The organism is Xanthomonas sp. MLO165, assembly GCF_018831305.1.
Lineage (GTDB): Bacteria > Pseudomonadota > Gammaproteobacteria > Xanthomonadales > Xanthomonadaceae > Xanthomonas > Xanthomonas arboricola.
Genome location: NZ_CP029263.1, coordinates 2,697,703 through 2,712,744 on the forward strand (window position 1 = coordinate 2,697,703; position 15,042 = coordinate 2,712,744).

Sequence of the window (15,042 nt, forward strand, 5' to 3'; positions counted from 1 at the left end):
GGCTTCCCTGCGCGCATACCGCAACGTCACTCGGCGGGCTTGCGTCCCATCAGCTCGAATGGGCCGCCCTTCTTCAGCGCGGCCTGGTACGCCGGGCGCGCTTCGATACGCGCGAGAAACGCGCGCAGGCGCGGATAGCTCTCCAGCCCGCCGCCACGTGCAGCGGCGGCCTGTACCGGGAAGCTCATCTGGATGTCGGCTGCAGTGAAACGCTCACCGGCAAACCATTCGCTTGCCTGCAGCGACTGCTCCATCCAGTCCAGATGCAGCTTGAGCTGCGGACCGACGAAGCCGGACATGGCCTTGTCCACGATCGCACGTGCGATCGGCTTGGCGAAGAACGGCATCGGCGCACTGCGAATCCGCCCGAAGATCAGTGTCATCAGCAGCGGCGGCATTGCCGAGCCTTCGGCGTAATGCATCCAGTACCGGAACTTCAGGCGCTCCGGCGACTCCAGCGGACGCGGCGGCGGCGACAGCGCGCATTCGGTGTCGTAGCGTTCGGTCAGGAACTCCAGGATCGCGCCGGACTCGGCCACGGTCAGCTCGCCGTCGACAACCACCGGCGACTTGCCGAGCGGATGGATGGCACGCAATGCCGCCGGCGCCAGCATGGTCTTGGGATCGCGCTCATGCCGCACGATCTGGTACGGCAGCGCCAGTTCCTCCAGCAGCCACAGCACGCGCTGGGAACGGGAATTGTTGAGATGGTGGACAGTGATCATGGAAGAGGCTGCACGCGGAAAACGCACATGCTACCGATTGGCGTGTCGTCGCTGCGCTCACCTGGGCGGTTCGAACCGCCCGCACTCTCTATTGCACTGATCAAACCGCGCCCAATAAAAAACGCCGGTCGCTTGCGCAACCGACGTTTTTGGCAACCTTACGGTTGCAGACGGATTAGACCGCCTGCACCTGGTCAGCCTGCATGCCCTTCTGGCCCTGCACGGCGACGAAGGTCACCTTCTGGCCTTCCTGCAGCGACTTGAAGCCGGTGCCCTGGATGGCACGGAAGTGCACGAACAGGTCCGGGCCGCTTTCCGGGGTGATGAAGCCGAAGCCCTTGGCATCGTTGAACCACTTCACGGTACCGCTCTGACGATCTGACATTTACAAACTCCTGAACTATAGATGGATAAATCGCAGCGTCCGAAAAGCCGGAGCTGAGACTGAGTTGCAGGCGTTGGTAAAGCGGAACGATGAAGCGAGATCTGTAACGATCCGGCTGCATCAGGCCACGATTCACGGTGACCCTTGCAAACACAGTGCGTGCACAGTACTCGCGTTCCCAGCAAAAAGCGACACCTTGCGTCAAATTTTTTACTGTCAGGCCGAATCCGACCACCTGTCAGGCCCCTTCCCTCTCGATTTCAGCACATGAATACGCCTCCCCTGCCGTCCCGCCCGCATATCTGGGTCGATGCCGATGCCTGCCCCGCAGTCATCCGCGACATCCTTTTCCGCGCCGCCGCACGTACCGGCACGGCGGTGACGCTGGTCGCCAATCATTTCCTGCCCACCCCTCGCCTGGCCCACGTGCGAGCGCTGCAGGTGCCTGGAGGCGCGGACGCGGCCGACGATGCCATTGCCGCACGGGTGGCCGCAGGCGACCTGGTCGTCACCCAGGACATTCCGCTGGCCGCTCGCGTACTGGAGGCGGGAGCGGCCGCCGTCAGCCCGCGTGGCGAACCGTTTACCCGCGACAGCATCAACGAGCGCCTGTCGGTCCGCAGCTTTCTGGAGCAACTGCGCGGTGCCGGCGTGGTCACCGGTGGACCGGCGGCCCTGCACCCGCGCGACCGCCAGGCATTTGCCGCCCAGCTGGACCGTTGGCTGGCCGAGATGGCGCGGCGCTGACCGCAACACGCCGGCATTGCAACGGGGGCGTATCATAAGTGCCCTTTGCAACCGGCATCCTGATGGCCCTTACCGCCACCGTCCGCAGGGCGGAACTCCAGATCAGCGACATGGACCGTGGCTACTACGCCAACCATTCGTTGACCCTGGCCCAGCACCCCTCCGAAACCGACGAGCGCCTGATGGTGCGGCTGCTGGCGTTCGCGCTGTTCGCCGACGACCGCCTGGAATTCGGTCGCGGCCTCAGCAACGAGGACGAACCCGACCTGTGGCGGCGCGACTACACCGGCGACCCGGACCTGTGGATCGACCTTGGCCAGCCGGACGAAAGCCGGGTGCGCAAGGCCTGCAATCGGTCGCGCGAGGCGGTGGTGATCGGCTATGGCGGCCAGGCCACCGAAACCTGGTGGAAGAAGCAGGCCAACGCGCTTAGCCGCCAGCGCAACCTGCGCGTGATCGAGCTGGACTCGCAGGCCACCGAGGCGCTGGGCGCGCTGATCCAGCGCGGCATGCGCTTCGACGTGATCATCCAGGACGGCGAGGTGCAGATGCTGGCCGACCACGGCAGCGTCACACTGACCCCGATGGTGCGGCAAGCCCCGGCCGAATGAACATGCGTTGCGACGTGCTGGTCATCGGTGCCGGCGCGGCCGGACTGATGAGTGCCTTCACTGCGGGCCGGCGCGGCCGCCAGGTGCTGGTGATCGACCATGCCAACAAGGTCGGCAAGAAGATCCTGATGTCCGGTGGCGGCCGCTGCAACTTCACCAATACCGGCACCACGCCGGGCAACTTCCTCTCGGCCAACCGCCACTTCTGCAAGTCCGCCCTCGCCCGCTACAGCCCGCTGGATTTCGTGGAGATGGTCGAGCGCCACGGCATTGCCTATCACGAGAAAGAGCTGGGCCAGCTGTTCTGCGACATCTCGTCCAAGCAGATCGTGCGCATGCTGCTGGACGAGTGCGAGGCGGCGGGCGTGCAGGTGCGTACCGACTGCAAGGTGCAATCGGTGCAGCGCGGCAGCGACGGCTTCAGCGTGGAGACCAGCCAGGGACGCGTGCAGGCGCAGTCGCTGATCGTGGCGACCGGCGGGCTGTCGATTCCGAGCATGGGCGCCAGCGGCTTCGGCTACACGCTGGCCCAGCAGTTCGGCCACACCCTGTTGCCGACGCGTGCCGGGCTGGTGCCGCTGACCCTGAGCGGCAAGCACCAGGAACGGCTGCAGGACCTGTCCGGGCTGGCGCTACCGGTCCAGGCGCAGTGCAACGGGGTCAGCTTCCGCAACTTCATGCTGGTCACCCACCGCGGCGTCAGCGGCCCGGCCATCCTGCAGATCTCCTCGTACTGGCAGCCCGGCGACGACCTGCGCCTGGACCTGCTGCCCGGCCAGGATGCCGCGGCCTGGCTGCGCGACCAGAAAAATCAGCGTGGCGCCACCGAACTGCGCAACGTGCTGGCCGACGTGCTGCCGCGGCGGTTCGCCCAGCGCCTGTGCGAAGTGTGGTTGCCGGACAAGCCGGTCCGCCAGCTCGACCCACCGCAGTTGCAGGCCGCAGCCGACCTGCTGGCCGCCTTCCCGCTGATCGCCAGTGGAACCGAGGGCTATCGCACCGCTGAAGTAACGCTGGGAGGTGTCGATACCAACCAGGTCTCCAGTGCGAGCATGGAGTCTCGGCTGGTGGCCGGCCTGTACTTCGTCGGCGAGGTGCTGGATGTGACCGGCTGGTTGGGCGGCTACAACTTTCAGTGGGCATGGGCATCCGGCCATGCCGCCGGAAGCGTCGCCTGAGGTCGGCTTCGACACATGGAAACGTGGCCTGAGTCTCACCCCGGATGCGGCCGTGTCCACAGACATGGACGCAGCCGAGTTCCTTCGTGTATTAAAGCCCGTCGCTAGGGAAACGCGCATGCAAAAAGGCAAAGATCTCACCCTCCGCCTGATGATCGTCGACGACAGTGTCGAAAGCGCGGAGGCGATCGTGACCGCGCTGCGCAACGGCGGCATCGCAGTGCGTCCGTCGCGTCCGCAGACACCGGAAGAGCTCGCCAGCATGCTGTCGGGACAGATCGACCTGGCCCTGCACGGGCAGGCGCTGCAGATCCCGATGAGCGCGTTGCGGCAGCAGATCGCCGGCAGCGGCAAGGATATTCCGATCATCCTGCTGGCCGAGCGGATCGAGGAAAACGCGCTGGTCGAGGCCGCGGCACATGGCATTCGCGCCATCGCGCTGCGTCATCGCCCCGAACACCTGCTGTCGCTGGTGCGCTCGGAATGGGCTGACCTGCAGGCACGCCGTGGCCTGCGCCGCATCGAGGCACAGATGCGCGAGACCGAGCGGCGCTGCGACGCCCTGATCGCCTCCTCGCGCGACCCGATCGCCTACGTGCACGAAGGCATGCACATCCGCGCCAACGAGGCGTATCTGGACATGTTCGGCTTCGAGTCGTTCGACGATGTCGAAGGTGTGTCGCTGCTGGACATGATTGCCGCCCAGTACGTCGACGATTTCAAGCAGCTGCTCAAGGCCATGTCCAAGGGCGAGCCGCCGCCGGCGCAGTACAAGGTCGACGCGCGCCGGCTCGAAGGCGACACCTTCCCGGCGACGATGGAGTTCGCCACCGCGACCTACGAAGGCGAGCCGTGCATCCAGGTGGTGTTCCGCCGTCGCGAGGAATTCGACCCGGAGCTGGCGCGCGAGGTCGAGGACCTGCGCCAGCGCGACCAGGTCACCGGCCTGCTCAACCGCCCCACCTTCATGGTGGCGCTGGAACAGGCGGTGGCGCGCGCCGGCCGCAGCGAAGGCCAGTCCGGCTTCCTGTTGATCGAGCCCGACCACTATGCGCGCCTGCTGCCCGAGATCGGCCTGGATTCGGCCGATGCGCTGATCGCCGCGCTGGCCGCCCACGTGGCCAGCGTGAGCGATGACAGCGTGGTCGCCGCACGTTTCGGCGAGCACAGCTTTGCGTTGTTGATGGACGGCAATTACGCGCGCACGCATGCACTGGCGGAGCTGGTACGCGACGCCTTCGCGCAGCACGTCTTCAGCATCGGCGCGCGTTCGGCCACGGTGACGGTGAGCATCGGCGGCGTGCAGATCGGCGAGAAGATCGCCAGCATCGGCCAGGTGCTCAACCGTGGCACCGAGGCAGTGCGCACCACCGCCGAGCTCGGCGGCAATGCGGTCAGCATCTACGACCCGGCAGCAGCCGACCGGGCTGAAGAGGAACGCATCGAGCGCTGGGTGCAGCAACTGCGCGAGGCGCTGGTCGGCGACGGCTTCCTGCTGCATTACCAGCCGGTGCTCAACCTGCAGGGCGAGCCGCTGGAGCTGTACCAGGCCTTCCTGCGGCTGGAGCGCAACGGCGAGATGATGTCGCCGAACGCCTTCATGGCGATCGCCGAAGAACACGATCTGATCACCGAGATCGACCGCTGGGTGGTGGCACGCGCGATCCGCCAGCTCGGCGAGCGGCAACGTGCAGGACACAGGACGCACCTGCTGGTACGCATCGGGCCCAACTCGTTCTCCGATCCGCAGATGATCGACATCATCCGCGAGCAGCTGGCCGTGTACGGCGTGCCGGGCGAACGGCTGTGGCTGCAGACGCCGGAATCGAAGGTGTTCACCCATCTACGCAATGCCCAGCAGTTCCTGGCGGCGGTGTCGGCGATGGGCTGCAAGGTCGGGTTGGAACAGTTCGGCTCGGGCCTGGACTCGTTCCAGCTGCTGGCGCATTTCCAGCCGGCCTTTCTCAAGCTCGATCGCGGCATCACCGGCGAAGTGGCCTCGGCGCGCGAAAGCCAGGAGAAGATCCGCGAGATCACCTCGCGCGCGCAACCGGCCGGCATCCTCACCGTGGCCGAGTTCGTGGCCGATGCGCAGTCGATGAGCACCTTTTTCAGCGCCGGGGTGGACTATGTGCAAGGCGATTTCGTCGCCCCGACCGGGCCATTGATGAACTACGAGTTCGGCTGAGACCTGCAGCCGTAGCGCATCACTGCCGCCGCGCTCCAGCCAACAAAAAACCCGCAGGACGCGGGTTTTTTGTTGGACGGCACGCATCGGTTGGCGCTACTGTCTTACATCGCCGCACCGTTGGCGGCGCGCAGCGCGGCGATACGCTCGGACAGCGGCGGGTGGCTCAGAAACAGCCGGCGCAACCCATCGCCACCACCGCCGGAAATGCCGAACGCCTGCACCTGCGAAGGCAGGCTGTTCTGGCCATGGTTGAGCGACAGGCGCTCCAACGCGGCGATCATCTTGCCGCGGCCCGCCAGTTGCGCGCCACCGGCATCGGCGCGGAATTCGCGGCGCCGCGAGAACCACATCGCGATCATCGTCGCGAACAGGCCGAACACCATCTCCAGCACGAACACGATGATGAAGTAGGCAAAGCCGCGGCCACCGTCGCGGTTGCCCGACATGGCGCTGTCGATGACGCCGCCGACCACGCGCGCCAGCACGATCACGAAGGTATTGAGCACGCCCTGCAGCAAGGCCATGGTGACCATGTCGCCATTGGCGACATGCGCGATTTCATGGCCCAGCACCGCCTCGGCCTCGTCCTGGCTCATGTTCTGCAGCAGCCCGGTGGACACCGCCACCAGCGCGTTGTTGCGGTTGGCGCCGGTGGCGAAGGCATTGATCTCCGGGCCGTCGTAGACCGCCACTTCCGGCATGCCGATGCCGGCCGCCTCGGCCTGGCGCCGCACCGTCGCCAGCAGCCAGCGCTCGGTTGGCGTGCGCGGCTCGCTGATCACCTGCGCGCCGGTGCTGCGCTTGGCCATGAACTTGGACAGCAGCAACGAGATGAACGAGCCGCCGAACCCGAACACGGCCGCCATCACCAGCAGGCCGCTCATCTGCGCGGGATTGACGCCCAGCACCGACATCACGATGCCGGCCAGCATCAGCACCGCAAAATTGGTCAGCAGGAACAGGAAAATGCGGTTGAACATGGTGCGACGACTCCACGCGAGCAGGATGGACTGCAGCGGATCTGCGGTCGTCAGCGCTTGAAATCAAGCGATCACCTGACCGACGATTCAGCCGATCATGCCAGCTCTCCCCTACCGCGGCCGCTTCGCACCCTCCCCGACCGGCCCGCTGCACTTCGGCTCCCTGCTAGCGGCATTCGGCAGCTGGCTGCTGGCGCGGCATGCCGGCGGTCAGTGGTGTGTGCGCATCGAAGACATCGATCCACCGCGTGCCGAACCCGGCGCCTCCGCACGCCAACTGCGCACGCTGGCCGCCTTCGGCCTGCACTCGGACTTGCCGGTGCTGTATCAATCCGAGCGCCACGCACAGTACGACGCCGCCGTCACCACCTTGCTGGAGGCGGGACTGGCGTTCGAATGCAGCTGCAGCCGGGCCGACCTTGCCGGCATGGGCGGCATCCACCACGCCTGCGTGGCGCCACTGGGCGCCCGCCGCGCGGTGCGCCTGCGGGTGCCGCCACAGCCGCCGGTCGGCTTCGACGACGCGCTGCAGGGCCATGTGGTGCAGGACGTGCATGCCGAGGTCGGCGACGTGGTGCTGCGCCGCGCCGATGGCTACTGGGCTTACCAGCTGGCGGTGGTGGTCGACGATGCCGCGCAGGCCATCACCGATGTCGTGCGCGGCGCCGACCTGCTGGACTCCACCCCGCGCCAGTTGTTGCTGCAGCGCGCGCTGGGCCTGCCGCAACCGCGCTACCTGCACCTGCCGCTGATCCTGGATCACACCGGCCGCAAGCTGTCCAAGTCGCACGCTGCGCCCGCGCTGGACGATGCCGATCCGCAACCGGCCCTGCACGCAGCCTGGGCCGTGCTGGGACAGCAGCCGGCAGCCTTGCCGCGCCGGGCGGCGCTGGACACCTTGCTGCAGCATGCGGTGCAGCATTTTTCGCCACAGCGGTTGCCCCGGCACCTGCATCTGGACGCGGACGGACGCGCATCGCAGCCCCGGCGTGACTAGAATTGCGCCCCGGCACTGGCGTCGGGCCAGGCAGCGCGCCTGTGCCCCGCCCGCCCCCAGTCTTACCTGTCCATTGGAGTCGTCATGACATCTCGCGTCGTATTGGTCACCGGCGGCACCGGCGGTATCGGCACCGCCATCTGCAAGCGCCTGGCCGACCAGGGCCACCGGGTGGCCAGCAACTTCCGCAATGCCGAAAAAGCCCAGGCGTGGCAGCAGCGCATGCAGACCCAGGGCTACGATATCGCCCTGTTCCGAGGAGATGTGGCGTCCTCCGAACATGCGCGCAGCCTGGTCGAGGACGTCCAGGCAGCGCTGGGGCCGATCGAAATACTGGTCAACAACGCCGGCATCACCCGCGACACCACCTTCCATCGCATGACTGCCGAGCAATGGCATGACGTCATCAACACCAATCTCAACTCGGTGTTCAACGTCACCCGCCCGGTGATCGAGGGCATGCGCCAGCGCGGCTGGGGACGGGTGATCCAGATCAGTTCGATCAATGGTCTGAAGGGCCAGTACGGGCAGGCCAATTACGCGGCCGCCAAGGCCGGCATGCATGGCTTCACCATTTCCCTGGCACGCGAAAATGCCGCGTTCGGAGTGACCGTCAATACCGTGTCGCCGGGGTATGTGGCCACCGACATGGTGATGGCGGTCCCTGAAGAGGTGCGCGCCAAGATCGTTGCCGACATCCCCACCGGCCGCCTGGGCCGGCCGGAAGAAATCGCCTATGCGGTCGCATTCCTGGTCGCGGAAGAGGCCGCCTGGATCACCGGCTCCAACCTGGATATCAACGGCGGCCACCACATGGGCTGGTGAGCTTTGCTGCAACTTTGCGATGCAGCATAAAAACCCTTGAAAATCATGCTGCGCAACATTTTTTATGTGTCTACTTAAGAAAATAAGGCCTTGTGGCGGTTGCAAGGGCTGCTGCGGTGCGCCATCCTGCGCGCACTATCGTTGTGAGTGAACGTTCCATGGCCGGACTTCGCATCATCAAGAAGTATCCCAATCGCCGTCTCTACGACACGGAAATTTCCAGCTACATCACCATCGAGGATGTGCGTCAGCTCATCATCGACGGCGAAGAATTCGAGGTACGCGACGCCAAGAGCGGCGAAGACCTCAGCCGCGCAGTCTTGCTGCAGATCATTGCCGACCGCGAGCAGGACGGCGAGCCGATGCTGTCGACCCAGTTGCTGAGTCAGATCATCCGTTTCTACGGCGACTCGCTGCAGGGCTTCATGGGCAACTACCTGGAGCGCAGCATGCAGGTGTTCCTGGATCAGCAGCAGCAGTTCCGCCAACAGATGGGTAACCTGCTCGGGCAGACCCCGTGGGCGATGATGAACCAGCTGACCGAGCGCAACCTGGAGTTGTGGCAGGAGTTCCAGCGCAACTTTGGTGCCGGCTTCGGCCGTCCTGGCGGCCCCGGCACGCCGCCGACCCCGCCGGGTGCCAGCGGCATGGGCAGCGGCCCGATGGGCACCGGCACGCACGGCACTGCCGGCAGCGCCGGCAAGGCCCGCAACCGCGGGTAACCCACGCGCGGCGCCGGGAGCCGTGACACGCTCCGCGGCGCCACCGATCAGCGGCTTGCCTGCCCCGCGCAGGCCGAGCAGATCCGCTCCACGTGATAGCCCCGTGCGCGCAGACGCTCCACCACGCCATCGCTTCCCAGCAGGTGCAGCGCACCGACCACCACCAGCGTGGTCCCGCTGCCTTTGCCGAGCCGCTGCTCCAGCCGCGGCACCCAGCGCGCATTGCGCTCGACATTGATGTCCTGGTACAGCGCCGGGTAGTGCTGCCGCATTTCTTCGGCCATCTGCGTGGACAGGGTACGCACATCGCCACTGCGCCAGGCCGCGTGCAGCTGACGTAGCTGATCGTTGCCGCCGGCATCGTCCAGCGATTCCTCCAGCAGCTGATGCTGTTCGGTGGGCGACATGCCATCGAGCAAGGCAATCTGCTCTTCGGCACGCTCCAGCCCATCGGCCGGTTTGCCACCGGCCTGTGCCTGCGCCATCAGGTAATGATCCAGACCGGCGTTCGGGTCCATGCCTTGCCGGCTCATCTCCGCCAGGCTGATCGTCAGCGCCACGAACCAGGGTTCCAGGGTCTGCAAGCTGTCCACCGGCATCCCGTGTTTGCGGGCATAGGTGGTCAGCGCCTGCCAGGTCTTCGGATCCAGTGCGTCCTGCAGGCGACGCCCGTCGCTGCGCCGCGCCGCCTGCAGCATGCGGCCGGCCAGCTCGGGCGACTGCGCATCGGAGGGCGGCAGTTCGAACACCAGCCGGTCGGCCTTGGCGAAAGCCTGCATCACATCCGGCGACAACGGGTAATCACTGGGCTTGAGCACATGGAACGAACCCAGCAGATACAGCGTGCCGCCCTTGCCATCCACCTTCCACAACAGCGGCACCGGCGGACCGGCCGGCGCCTCGTTGCCGGCGCGCGCCCAGGTCGGCGCGACCGCCCCGCTCCATAACGCCAGAGCGATGACCGCACTGCTGGACCAGGCTATCAACCGGGCGCGCATGCTTGCCTTCACCACGTTGGTCTCCACGTCAGTGCGGCACCTTGTAGGTCTTCTCGCCGGCCGACACCGCCAGGTCGATGCGGTTTTCCGGCGGCGGCAGCGGACAGGTCGCAAACGGAGTGAACGCGCACGGCGGGTTGTAGGCACGGTTGAAATCGACGACCACATGCCCGGAGGCGTCGGGCACGTCCAGGTCGAGAAAGCGCCCGGCCGGATAACTGCCGTGCCCACTGGTGCGATCGGCGAACACCACGAACATCGGCCGCCCGGGTTCGCCGATGGTCTCCAGCCGGTACGCCTTGCCATCGCGCTCGAAGGTGATTGCCCCGGCGTTGGGCTGTTCGCTACTGATGCCGACGATGTCCACGATCGGAATGGTCTTGCCGACATCGTTGGGCACATAGCGCGCGCTGATGCGCCAGGACGGATCGACCGGCCAGTAGTCCAGCCCGGCAAAGTGGCTGCGCGATGGCGCGTCGGCATGCTTGACCCGCAGCGCATTGCGGTCGCCGCGATGGATCAGGCTCAACACACCCTTGCCGTCATCGAAATGGATGAAGGTCGGCTGCGGGTCGCGATCGGACTGGAAGCGGATCCTGCCGGTCAGCGGCTTGCCGTCGACGGTCAATGCTGCGCCGCGCTCGGGCACGAACCAGACCGTATCGGCCTCGGTCGCGACCATGCCCATCTTGGGTGGCCCGACCGCCAGCCTGATGCCGCTGTCGGCACTGCTGCCGATGTAATGCGCCTTCAGCGACAGCCAGTGCAGGCCGACCAGGCTGGTCCAGCCATCGGGCGCGCGCAACTCGGTCAGGCGCGCTTCGCGCCAGGCCGCGTTGTCGGCCAGGAAGGCCTTGTCGAGTGCGGCCGGCGCTGCCGGTGGCGATGCATCCTTGCCGCAGCCGGCCAGCGCCGCACACACCAGCATGCCGAGCAGCCAGCGGTTCCCCTTGTGCAATACAGCCATCAGCGCCCCCTCAGGAACCAGCGATCGATTTCGCCCAGCGTAAACCGTGCCCAGGTCGGTCGGCCATGGTTGCATTGGCCCGAGCGCTCGGTGATTTCCATATCGCGCAGCAGTGCGTTCATTTCAGGCACGGTCAGGCGCCGGTTCGCGCGCACCGCGCCGTGGCACGCCATCGTGGAAAGCAGTTCGTCGCGCGCACTGGCAATGCGCCGGCTCTGGCCATGCTCGCGCAGATCGCCGAGCACATCGCGCAACAACGCCTCCGGGTCGGCATTGGCAAGCAGCGCGGGAATGCTGCGCACATGCAGCGACTGCGGGCCGGCGCGGGTGATCTCGAAGCCCAGGCTGGCCAGCGTGTCGGCCTCGCGCTCGGCGGTGTCGGCCTCGCGCTCGCCCACCGCCAGCGTCATCGGCACCAGCAGCGGTTGTGCGTGCAGGCCGATACTGTCGTGCGCGTTCTTGAGCCGCTCGTAGCCGATACGTTCGTGCGCGGCATGCATGTCCACCACGATCAGGCCTTCGGCGTTTTCGGCCAGGATGTAGATGCCGTGCAACTGCGCGACGGCATACCCCAGCGGCGGCACGCCACTGTCCGCGGCAGTCGCCGGCAGGCCCATCCCGCTGCCCTCCGGCAAGGCGGCAGACTGCTGCTGCGTGCCACTGGACGGCGGCGCATACAGCGCGCTGTAGGCCGCACGCGCCTCGTCCACGCGCAGGCCCAGTGGAGTCTGCGATGGCGTCCACTGACCATAGCCGGCACCGCCGCCACCGCCTCCGCCTCCGTAGTTTGGTCGGTCGAGCATGCCGCCCGGCGCCGCAACCGCGTCGCTGGCGCCCTCGGTGCCAAGGCTGTTGGGCATCGCACCGGCACGCGTATGCGCCAGCGCGTCCTGCAAGGTGCGGTAGACGAAGTCGTGGATCAGCCGCGCCTCACGGAAACGCACCTCGTGCTTGGCCGGATGCACGTTGACGTCCACACGCGCCGGATCCAGTTCCAGGAACAGCACGTAGGCCGGCTGGCGCCCATGGAACAGCACATCGCCATAGGCCATCTTGACCGCGTGCGCGACGCTGCGATCGCGCACCGAGCGGCCATTGACGTAGAGATACTGCTGGTCGGTACTGGCGCGCGAGTAATGCGGCTGCGCGACCCAGCCATGCAGCCGCAGGCCGGCGCCACTGTGATCGACGCGCAAGGCCTGCCGCGCGAAATCCTCGCCCAGGGTTTCGCCCAGCCGCGCATCCGAATACAGATCGCCCGGCTTGTAGCGACGCGACGGTTTGCCGTTGTGCGAGACCCGCAATTCCACATCCGGGCGCGCCAACGCCAACGAGCGCAGCCATTCTTCGATATGCCCCAGCTCGGTGCGCTCGGCACGCAGGAACTTGCGCCGCGCCGGCACGTTGAAGAACAGCTCGCGCACTTCGACCGTGGTGCCGGGCGCGTGTGCACGTGGCATCACCTCGCTCAGGCGCCCGCCATCGATCTCCAGTGCGGAGCCGTGTTCGGCATCGTGGCGCCGCGAGATCAGCGTGAAACGGCTGACCGAGGCGATCGACGGCAGGGCTTCGCCGCGGAATCCGAGCGTGGCCACGGTCTCCAGATCGTCCAGCGATGCGATCTTGCTGGTGGCATGCCGCGACACCGCCAGCGGCAGTTCGTCGGGGGCGATGCCGCCACCGTTGTCGCGGATACGGATCAGCCGCACGCCGCCCTCTTCCAGCTCGATATCCACGCGGGTGGCGCCGGCATCGAGTGCGTTTTCGACCAGTTCCTTGACCACCGACGCAGGCCGCTCGACGACTTCGCCGGCAGCAATCTGGTTGATCAGGATCTCGGGGAGCTGACGGATCGCCATCAGCACAGGCGCTCGCACTGGACGCAGACTGCGGAGGGCATCGGGGGTGTAACAGGCAAGACAGACGTCGGCACGGCAATCCGGCGGCGCGCAGGCGCCGTCATCAAGGAATCAGTGCGGAATGATAGCCGAGCGGCTCAGCGGCTGCCGCCGGCCACGGTGCCAGCGCTGGCATCGGCTTCGGCTTGCGCGCGCGCGGCAAACAGGGTGCCCGGCGGCGGCTGGCGGGTGAAGAAGGTATCGATGCCATCCAGCACTGCCGAGGCGATCTTGCGCTGGTAAGCCGGGTCGATCAGCCGGCGCTCTTCGTCCGGATTGGAAATGAAGGCGGTTTCCACCAGCATTGCCGGCATGTCGGAGGTGCGCAGCACCGCAAAGTTGGCGCGTTCCAGCTGCGGTTTGTGATTGTTGCCGATCCGCTTGAGGCCGCCGAGCACGTGCCCTGCCGCATCTTCGGAGGCCTTCATGTGGCCACTCTGCGCCAGGTCCAGCAACACGTTGGCCAGCGTGCTTTCGGTCTGCTGCAGACGCACGCCGCCGACCAGGTCGGCGGCATTTTCCTTGTCGGCCAGCCAGCGCGCGCGCTGCGAGGAGGCGCCCTTGGTCGACAGTACATAGACCGACGAGCCGGTCGCACTGCGGTTTTCGGCAGCGTCGGCGTGGATGGAGATGAAGATGTCGGCCTTGGCGGCGCGTGCCTTCTGCGCGCGCATCGGCAGCGGAATGAACACGTCGGTATCGCGCGTCAGGTAGGCCTTCATGCCGGGCGTGGCATTGATCTGGCGCGCCAGTTCGCGGCCGACTGCCAGGGTGACGTCTTTTTCGCGCTTGCCGGTCGGGCCCATGGCGCCAGGATCCTGGCCGCCGTGTCCCGGATCGATGGCAACGATCAGCGGCCGCATGCCCGGTGCCATCTTGATCCGCGAGGCCTCGCTGGGCAGCACCGGACGCGGCGGCAGGTCATCGCTGTCCGCCGAGGCCATACTGCCGGCAGCCGCATTCGGCATGGCAGCCATGGCATTGGCGGATGCAGCACCCAGCGGCGCGCTGCCGCCATTCAGGATCGCAGCCGGCGATGCGGCGTTGCCTGGCAGCGCCGAGCCGGGCGCGGCACCGGCGGTGGGGACGGTGACGCGGTTCGGGGTGCCGGCGGTGCTTGCTGGCGCGGCCGTGCTGGTCGTCACCGCGGTCGTGGCGGTGCCTGGACGCGGTGTCGGCACGCCGGTGGCGACCGTGGTCGGTACCGGTGCCGGAGTCACACTGGGCATGGCCGACGCAGGCACATATGGTGCGGGCGCCGAAGCAGGCGGCACCACCGACGCGCGCTGCGCAGACGCCGCCAACGCAGCGGTTGCGCGGGCGGCTTCCGATTGTGCATTGGCCGGGCGCGGCGGCGGCGCGGCAGGCGCGGCGGCCACCGTGCCGGCAGACGGCGGATCGCCCGGCCACTCGATAACCAGGGTGGATGCACTACCCAGCGTCTGCATCTGCGGCTTCAACGGCGTCACCGGCGTTGCCAGCTCGAATACCACCCGGAAGGTGCCCGGTACCGGTTGACCGGTACGCACCGACGTCACCAGGCCGGCAGCCGGCGGCAGCTTGAGGCCACGCACACCCGAGGAATCAGGAAAGTCCACCACCAGCCGATTGGGGTTGGCCAGCGACAGCGTCTTGAATCCGCCGCTACCGGCGAGCTGGATCTCCGCACGCGTGCCGGTGGCACCGGTGCTGACGCCCACGCCCTTGATTTCGCCGGCCCACGCAGCAAAAACCGCCAGGCTGAGGCTGGCGGTCACGGTGGAAACACAGAACTGGCGGAACCCCGGTGTCATGGCGCTGGATTCAATCACCCAAACG

At 66.9% G+C, this 15,042-nt stretch carries 14 protein-coding genes; 7 read left to right on the top strand and 7 right to left on the bottom strand.

The window, feature by feature from the left end; translation table 11 throughout:
* Positions 1–26: 26 nt before the first annotated feature.
* Complete coding sequence (locus DGN21_RS11400) at positions 27–725, bottom strand: glutathione S-transferase (RefSeq protein ID WP_024939303.1); 699 nt, start codon at positions 723–725, stop codon at positions 27–29.
* Positions 726–900: 175 nt separating this feature from the next.
* On the bottom strand, positions 901–1,110 hold the full coding sequence (locus DGN21_RS11405; protein ID WP_006451993.1) for a cold-shock protein: 210 nt from the start codon (positions 1,108–1,110) through the stop codon (positions 901–903).
* Between the two features lie 267 nt (positions 1,111–1,377).
* On the opposite strand from DGN21_RS11405, the gene DGN21_RS11410 reads away from it, so the two are divergent.
* From DGN21_RS11410 to DGN21_RS11425, 4 genes are all read left to right on the top strand, one after another.
* On the top strand, positions 1,378–1,857 hold the full coding sequence (locus DGN21_RS11410; RefSeq protein WP_160954559.1) for a YaiI/YqxD family protein: 480 nt from the start codon (positions 1,378–1,380) through the stop codon (positions 1,855–1,857).
* Between the two features lie 62 nt (positions 1,858–1,919).
* Positions 1,920–2,468, top strand: coding sequence for a YaeQ family protein (locus tag DGN21_RS11415; protein WP_024939301.1), 549 nt, complete (start codon positions 1,920–1,922; stop codon positions 2,466–2,468).
* Entirely contained in the window at positions 2,465–3,646 is a 1,182-nt protein-coding gene (locus tag DGN21_RS11420; protein WP_160954560.1) for an NAD(P)/FAD-dependent oxidoreductase, read from the top strand. The genes DGN21_RS11415 and DGN21_RS11420 overlap by 4 nt, the downstream gene beginning before the upstream one ends.
* A 118-nt stretch (positions 3,647–3,764) precedes the next feature.
* On the top strand, positions 3,765–5,834 hold the full coding sequence (locus DGN21_RS11425; RefSeq protein ID WP_046343058.1) for an EAL domain-containing protein: 2,070 nt from the start codon (positions 3,765–3,767) through the stop codon (positions 5,832–5,834).
* A 104-nt stretch (positions 5,835–5,938) separates the two neighbouring features.
* Here the strand turns inward: DGN21_RS11425 and htpX are convergent, their stop codons facing one another.
* Positions 5,939–6,817, bottom strand: coding sequence for a protease HtpX (htpX, locus tag DGN21_RS11430; RefSeq protein WP_160954561.1), 879 nt, complete (start codon positions 6,815–6,817; stop codon positions 5,939–5,941).
* Positions 6,818–6,914: 97 nt separating this feature from the next.
* Between htpX and gluQRS the strand changes: the two genes are divergently transcribed.
* From gluQRS to phaR, 3 genes are all read left to right on the top strand, one after another.
* Entirely contained in the window at positions 6,915–7,814 is a 900-nt protein-coding gene (gene gluQRS / locus DGN21_RS11435) for a tRNA glutamyl-Q(34) synthetase GluQRS (RefSeq protein WP_160954562.1), read from the top strand.
* An 84-nt stretch (positions 7,815–7,898) separates the two neighbouring features.
* Positions 7,899–8,639 (top strand): beta-ketoacyl-ACP reductase, encoded by a 741-nt coding sequence (locus DGN21_RS11440; RefSeq protein WP_024939297.1) that lies wholly within the window; start codon positions 7,899–7,901, stop codon positions 8,637–8,639.
* Between the two features lie 158 nt (positions 8,640–8,797).
* Entirely contained in the window at positions 8,798–9,361 is a 564-nt protein-coding gene (gene phaR, locus DGN21_RS11445; RefSeq protein ID WP_024939296.1) for a polyhydroxyalkanoate synthesis repressor PhaR, read from the top strand.
* A 47-nt stretch (positions 9,362–9,408) separates the two neighbouring features.
* On the opposite strand, the gene DGN21_RS11450 is transcribed toward phaR, so the two are convergent.
* The 4 genes from DGN21_RS11450 to DGN21_RS11465 all read right to left on the bottom strand — a co-directional run bounded on the left by DGN21_RS11450 (position 9,409) and on the right by DGN21_RS11465 (position 15,017).
* Complete coding sequence (locus tag DGN21_RS11450; protein ID WP_160954563.1) at positions 9,409–10,359, bottom strand: TraB/GumN family protein; 951 nt, start codon at positions 10,357–10,359, stop codon at positions 9,409–9,411.
* A 28-nt stretch (positions 10,360–10,387) separates the two neighbouring features.
* The gene (locus tag DGN21_RS11455) at positions 10,388–11,326 is read right to left on the bottom strand and encodes a DUF1684 domain-containing protein (protein ID WP_104552612.1); all 939 of its coding nucleotides are present in this window, start codon (positions 11,324–11,326) and stop codon (positions 10,388–10,390) included.
* Positions 11,326–13,185, bottom strand: coding sequence for a DNA mismatch repair endonuclease MutL (gene mutL / locus DGN21_RS11460; RefSeq protein WP_184551111.1), 1,860 nt, complete (start codon positions 13,183–13,185; stop codon positions 11,326–11,328). Before mutL ends, DGN21_RS11455 begins: the two co-directional genes overlap by 1 nt.
* A 137-nt stretch (positions 13,186–13,322) precedes the next feature.
* The gene (locus DGN21_RS11465; protein ID WP_184551109.1) at positions 13,323–15,017 is read right to left on the bottom strand and encodes an N-acetylmuramoyl-L-alanine amidase; all 1,695 of its coding nucleotides are present in this window, start codon (positions 15,015–15,017) and stop codon (positions 13,323–13,325) included.
* Positions 15,018–15,042 lie beyond the last annotated feature (25 nt).

Excerpts from the sequence above, each read along its gene's own strand:
- DGN21_RS11400 (WP_024939303.1), bottom strand. The coding sequence starts at position 725 with ATGATCACTGTCCACCATCTCAACAATTCCCGTTCCCAGCGCGTGCTG.
- DGN21_RS11405 (WP_006451993.1), bottom strand. The coding sequence starts at position 1,110 with ATGTCAGATCGTCAGAGCGGTACCGTGAAGTGGTTCAACGATGCCAAG.
- DGN21_RS11410 (WP_160954559.1), top strand. The coding sequence starts at position 1,378 with ATGAATACGCCTCCCCTGCCGTCCCGCCCGCATATCTGGGTCGATGCC.
- DGN21_RS11415 (WP_024939301.1), top strand. The coding sequence starts at position 1,920 with ATGGCCCTTACCGCCACCGTCCGCAGGGCGGAACTCCAGATCAGCGAC.
- DGN21_RS11420 (WP_160954560.1), top strand. The coding sequence starts at position 2,465 with ATGAACATGCGTTGCGACGTGCTGGTCATCGGTGCCGGCGCGGCCGGA.
- DGN21_RS11425 (WP_046343058.1), top strand. The coding sequence starts at position 3,765 with ATGCAAAAAGGCAAAGATCTCACCCTCCGCCTGATGATCGTCGACGAC.
- htpX (WP_160954561.1), bottom strand. The coding sequence starts at position 6,817 with ATGTTCAACCGCATTTTCCTGTTCCTGCTGACCAATTTTGCGGTGCTG.
- gluQRS (WP_160954562.1), top strand. The coding sequence starts at position 6,915 with ATGCCAGCTCTCCCCTACCGCGGCCGCTTCGCACCCTCCCCGACCGGC.
- DGN21_RS11440 (WP_024939297.1), top strand. The coding sequence starts at position 7,899 with ATGACATCTCGCGTCGTATTGGTCACCGGCGGCACCGGCGGTATCGGC.
- phaR (WP_024939296.1), top strand. The coding sequence starts at position 8,798 with ATGGCCGGACTTCGCATCATCAAGAAGTATCCCAATCGCCGTCTCTAC.
- DGN21_RS11450 (WP_160954563.1), bottom strand. The coding sequence starts at position 10,359 with ATGCGCGCCCGGTTGATAGCCTGGTCCAGCAGTGCGGTCATCGCTCTG.
- DGN21_RS11455 (WP_104552612.1), bottom strand. The coding sequence starts at position 11,326 with ATGGCTGTATTGCACAAGGGGAACCGCTGGCTGCTCGGCATGCTGGTG.
- mutL (WP_184551111.1), bottom strand. The coding sequence starts at position 13,185 with ATGGCGATCCGTCAGCTCCCCGAGATCCTGATCAACCAGATTGCTGCC.
- DGN21_RS11465 (WP_184551109.1), bottom strand. The coding sequence starts at position 15,017 with ATGACACCGGGGTTCCGCCAGTTCTGTGTTTCCACCGTGACCGCCAGC.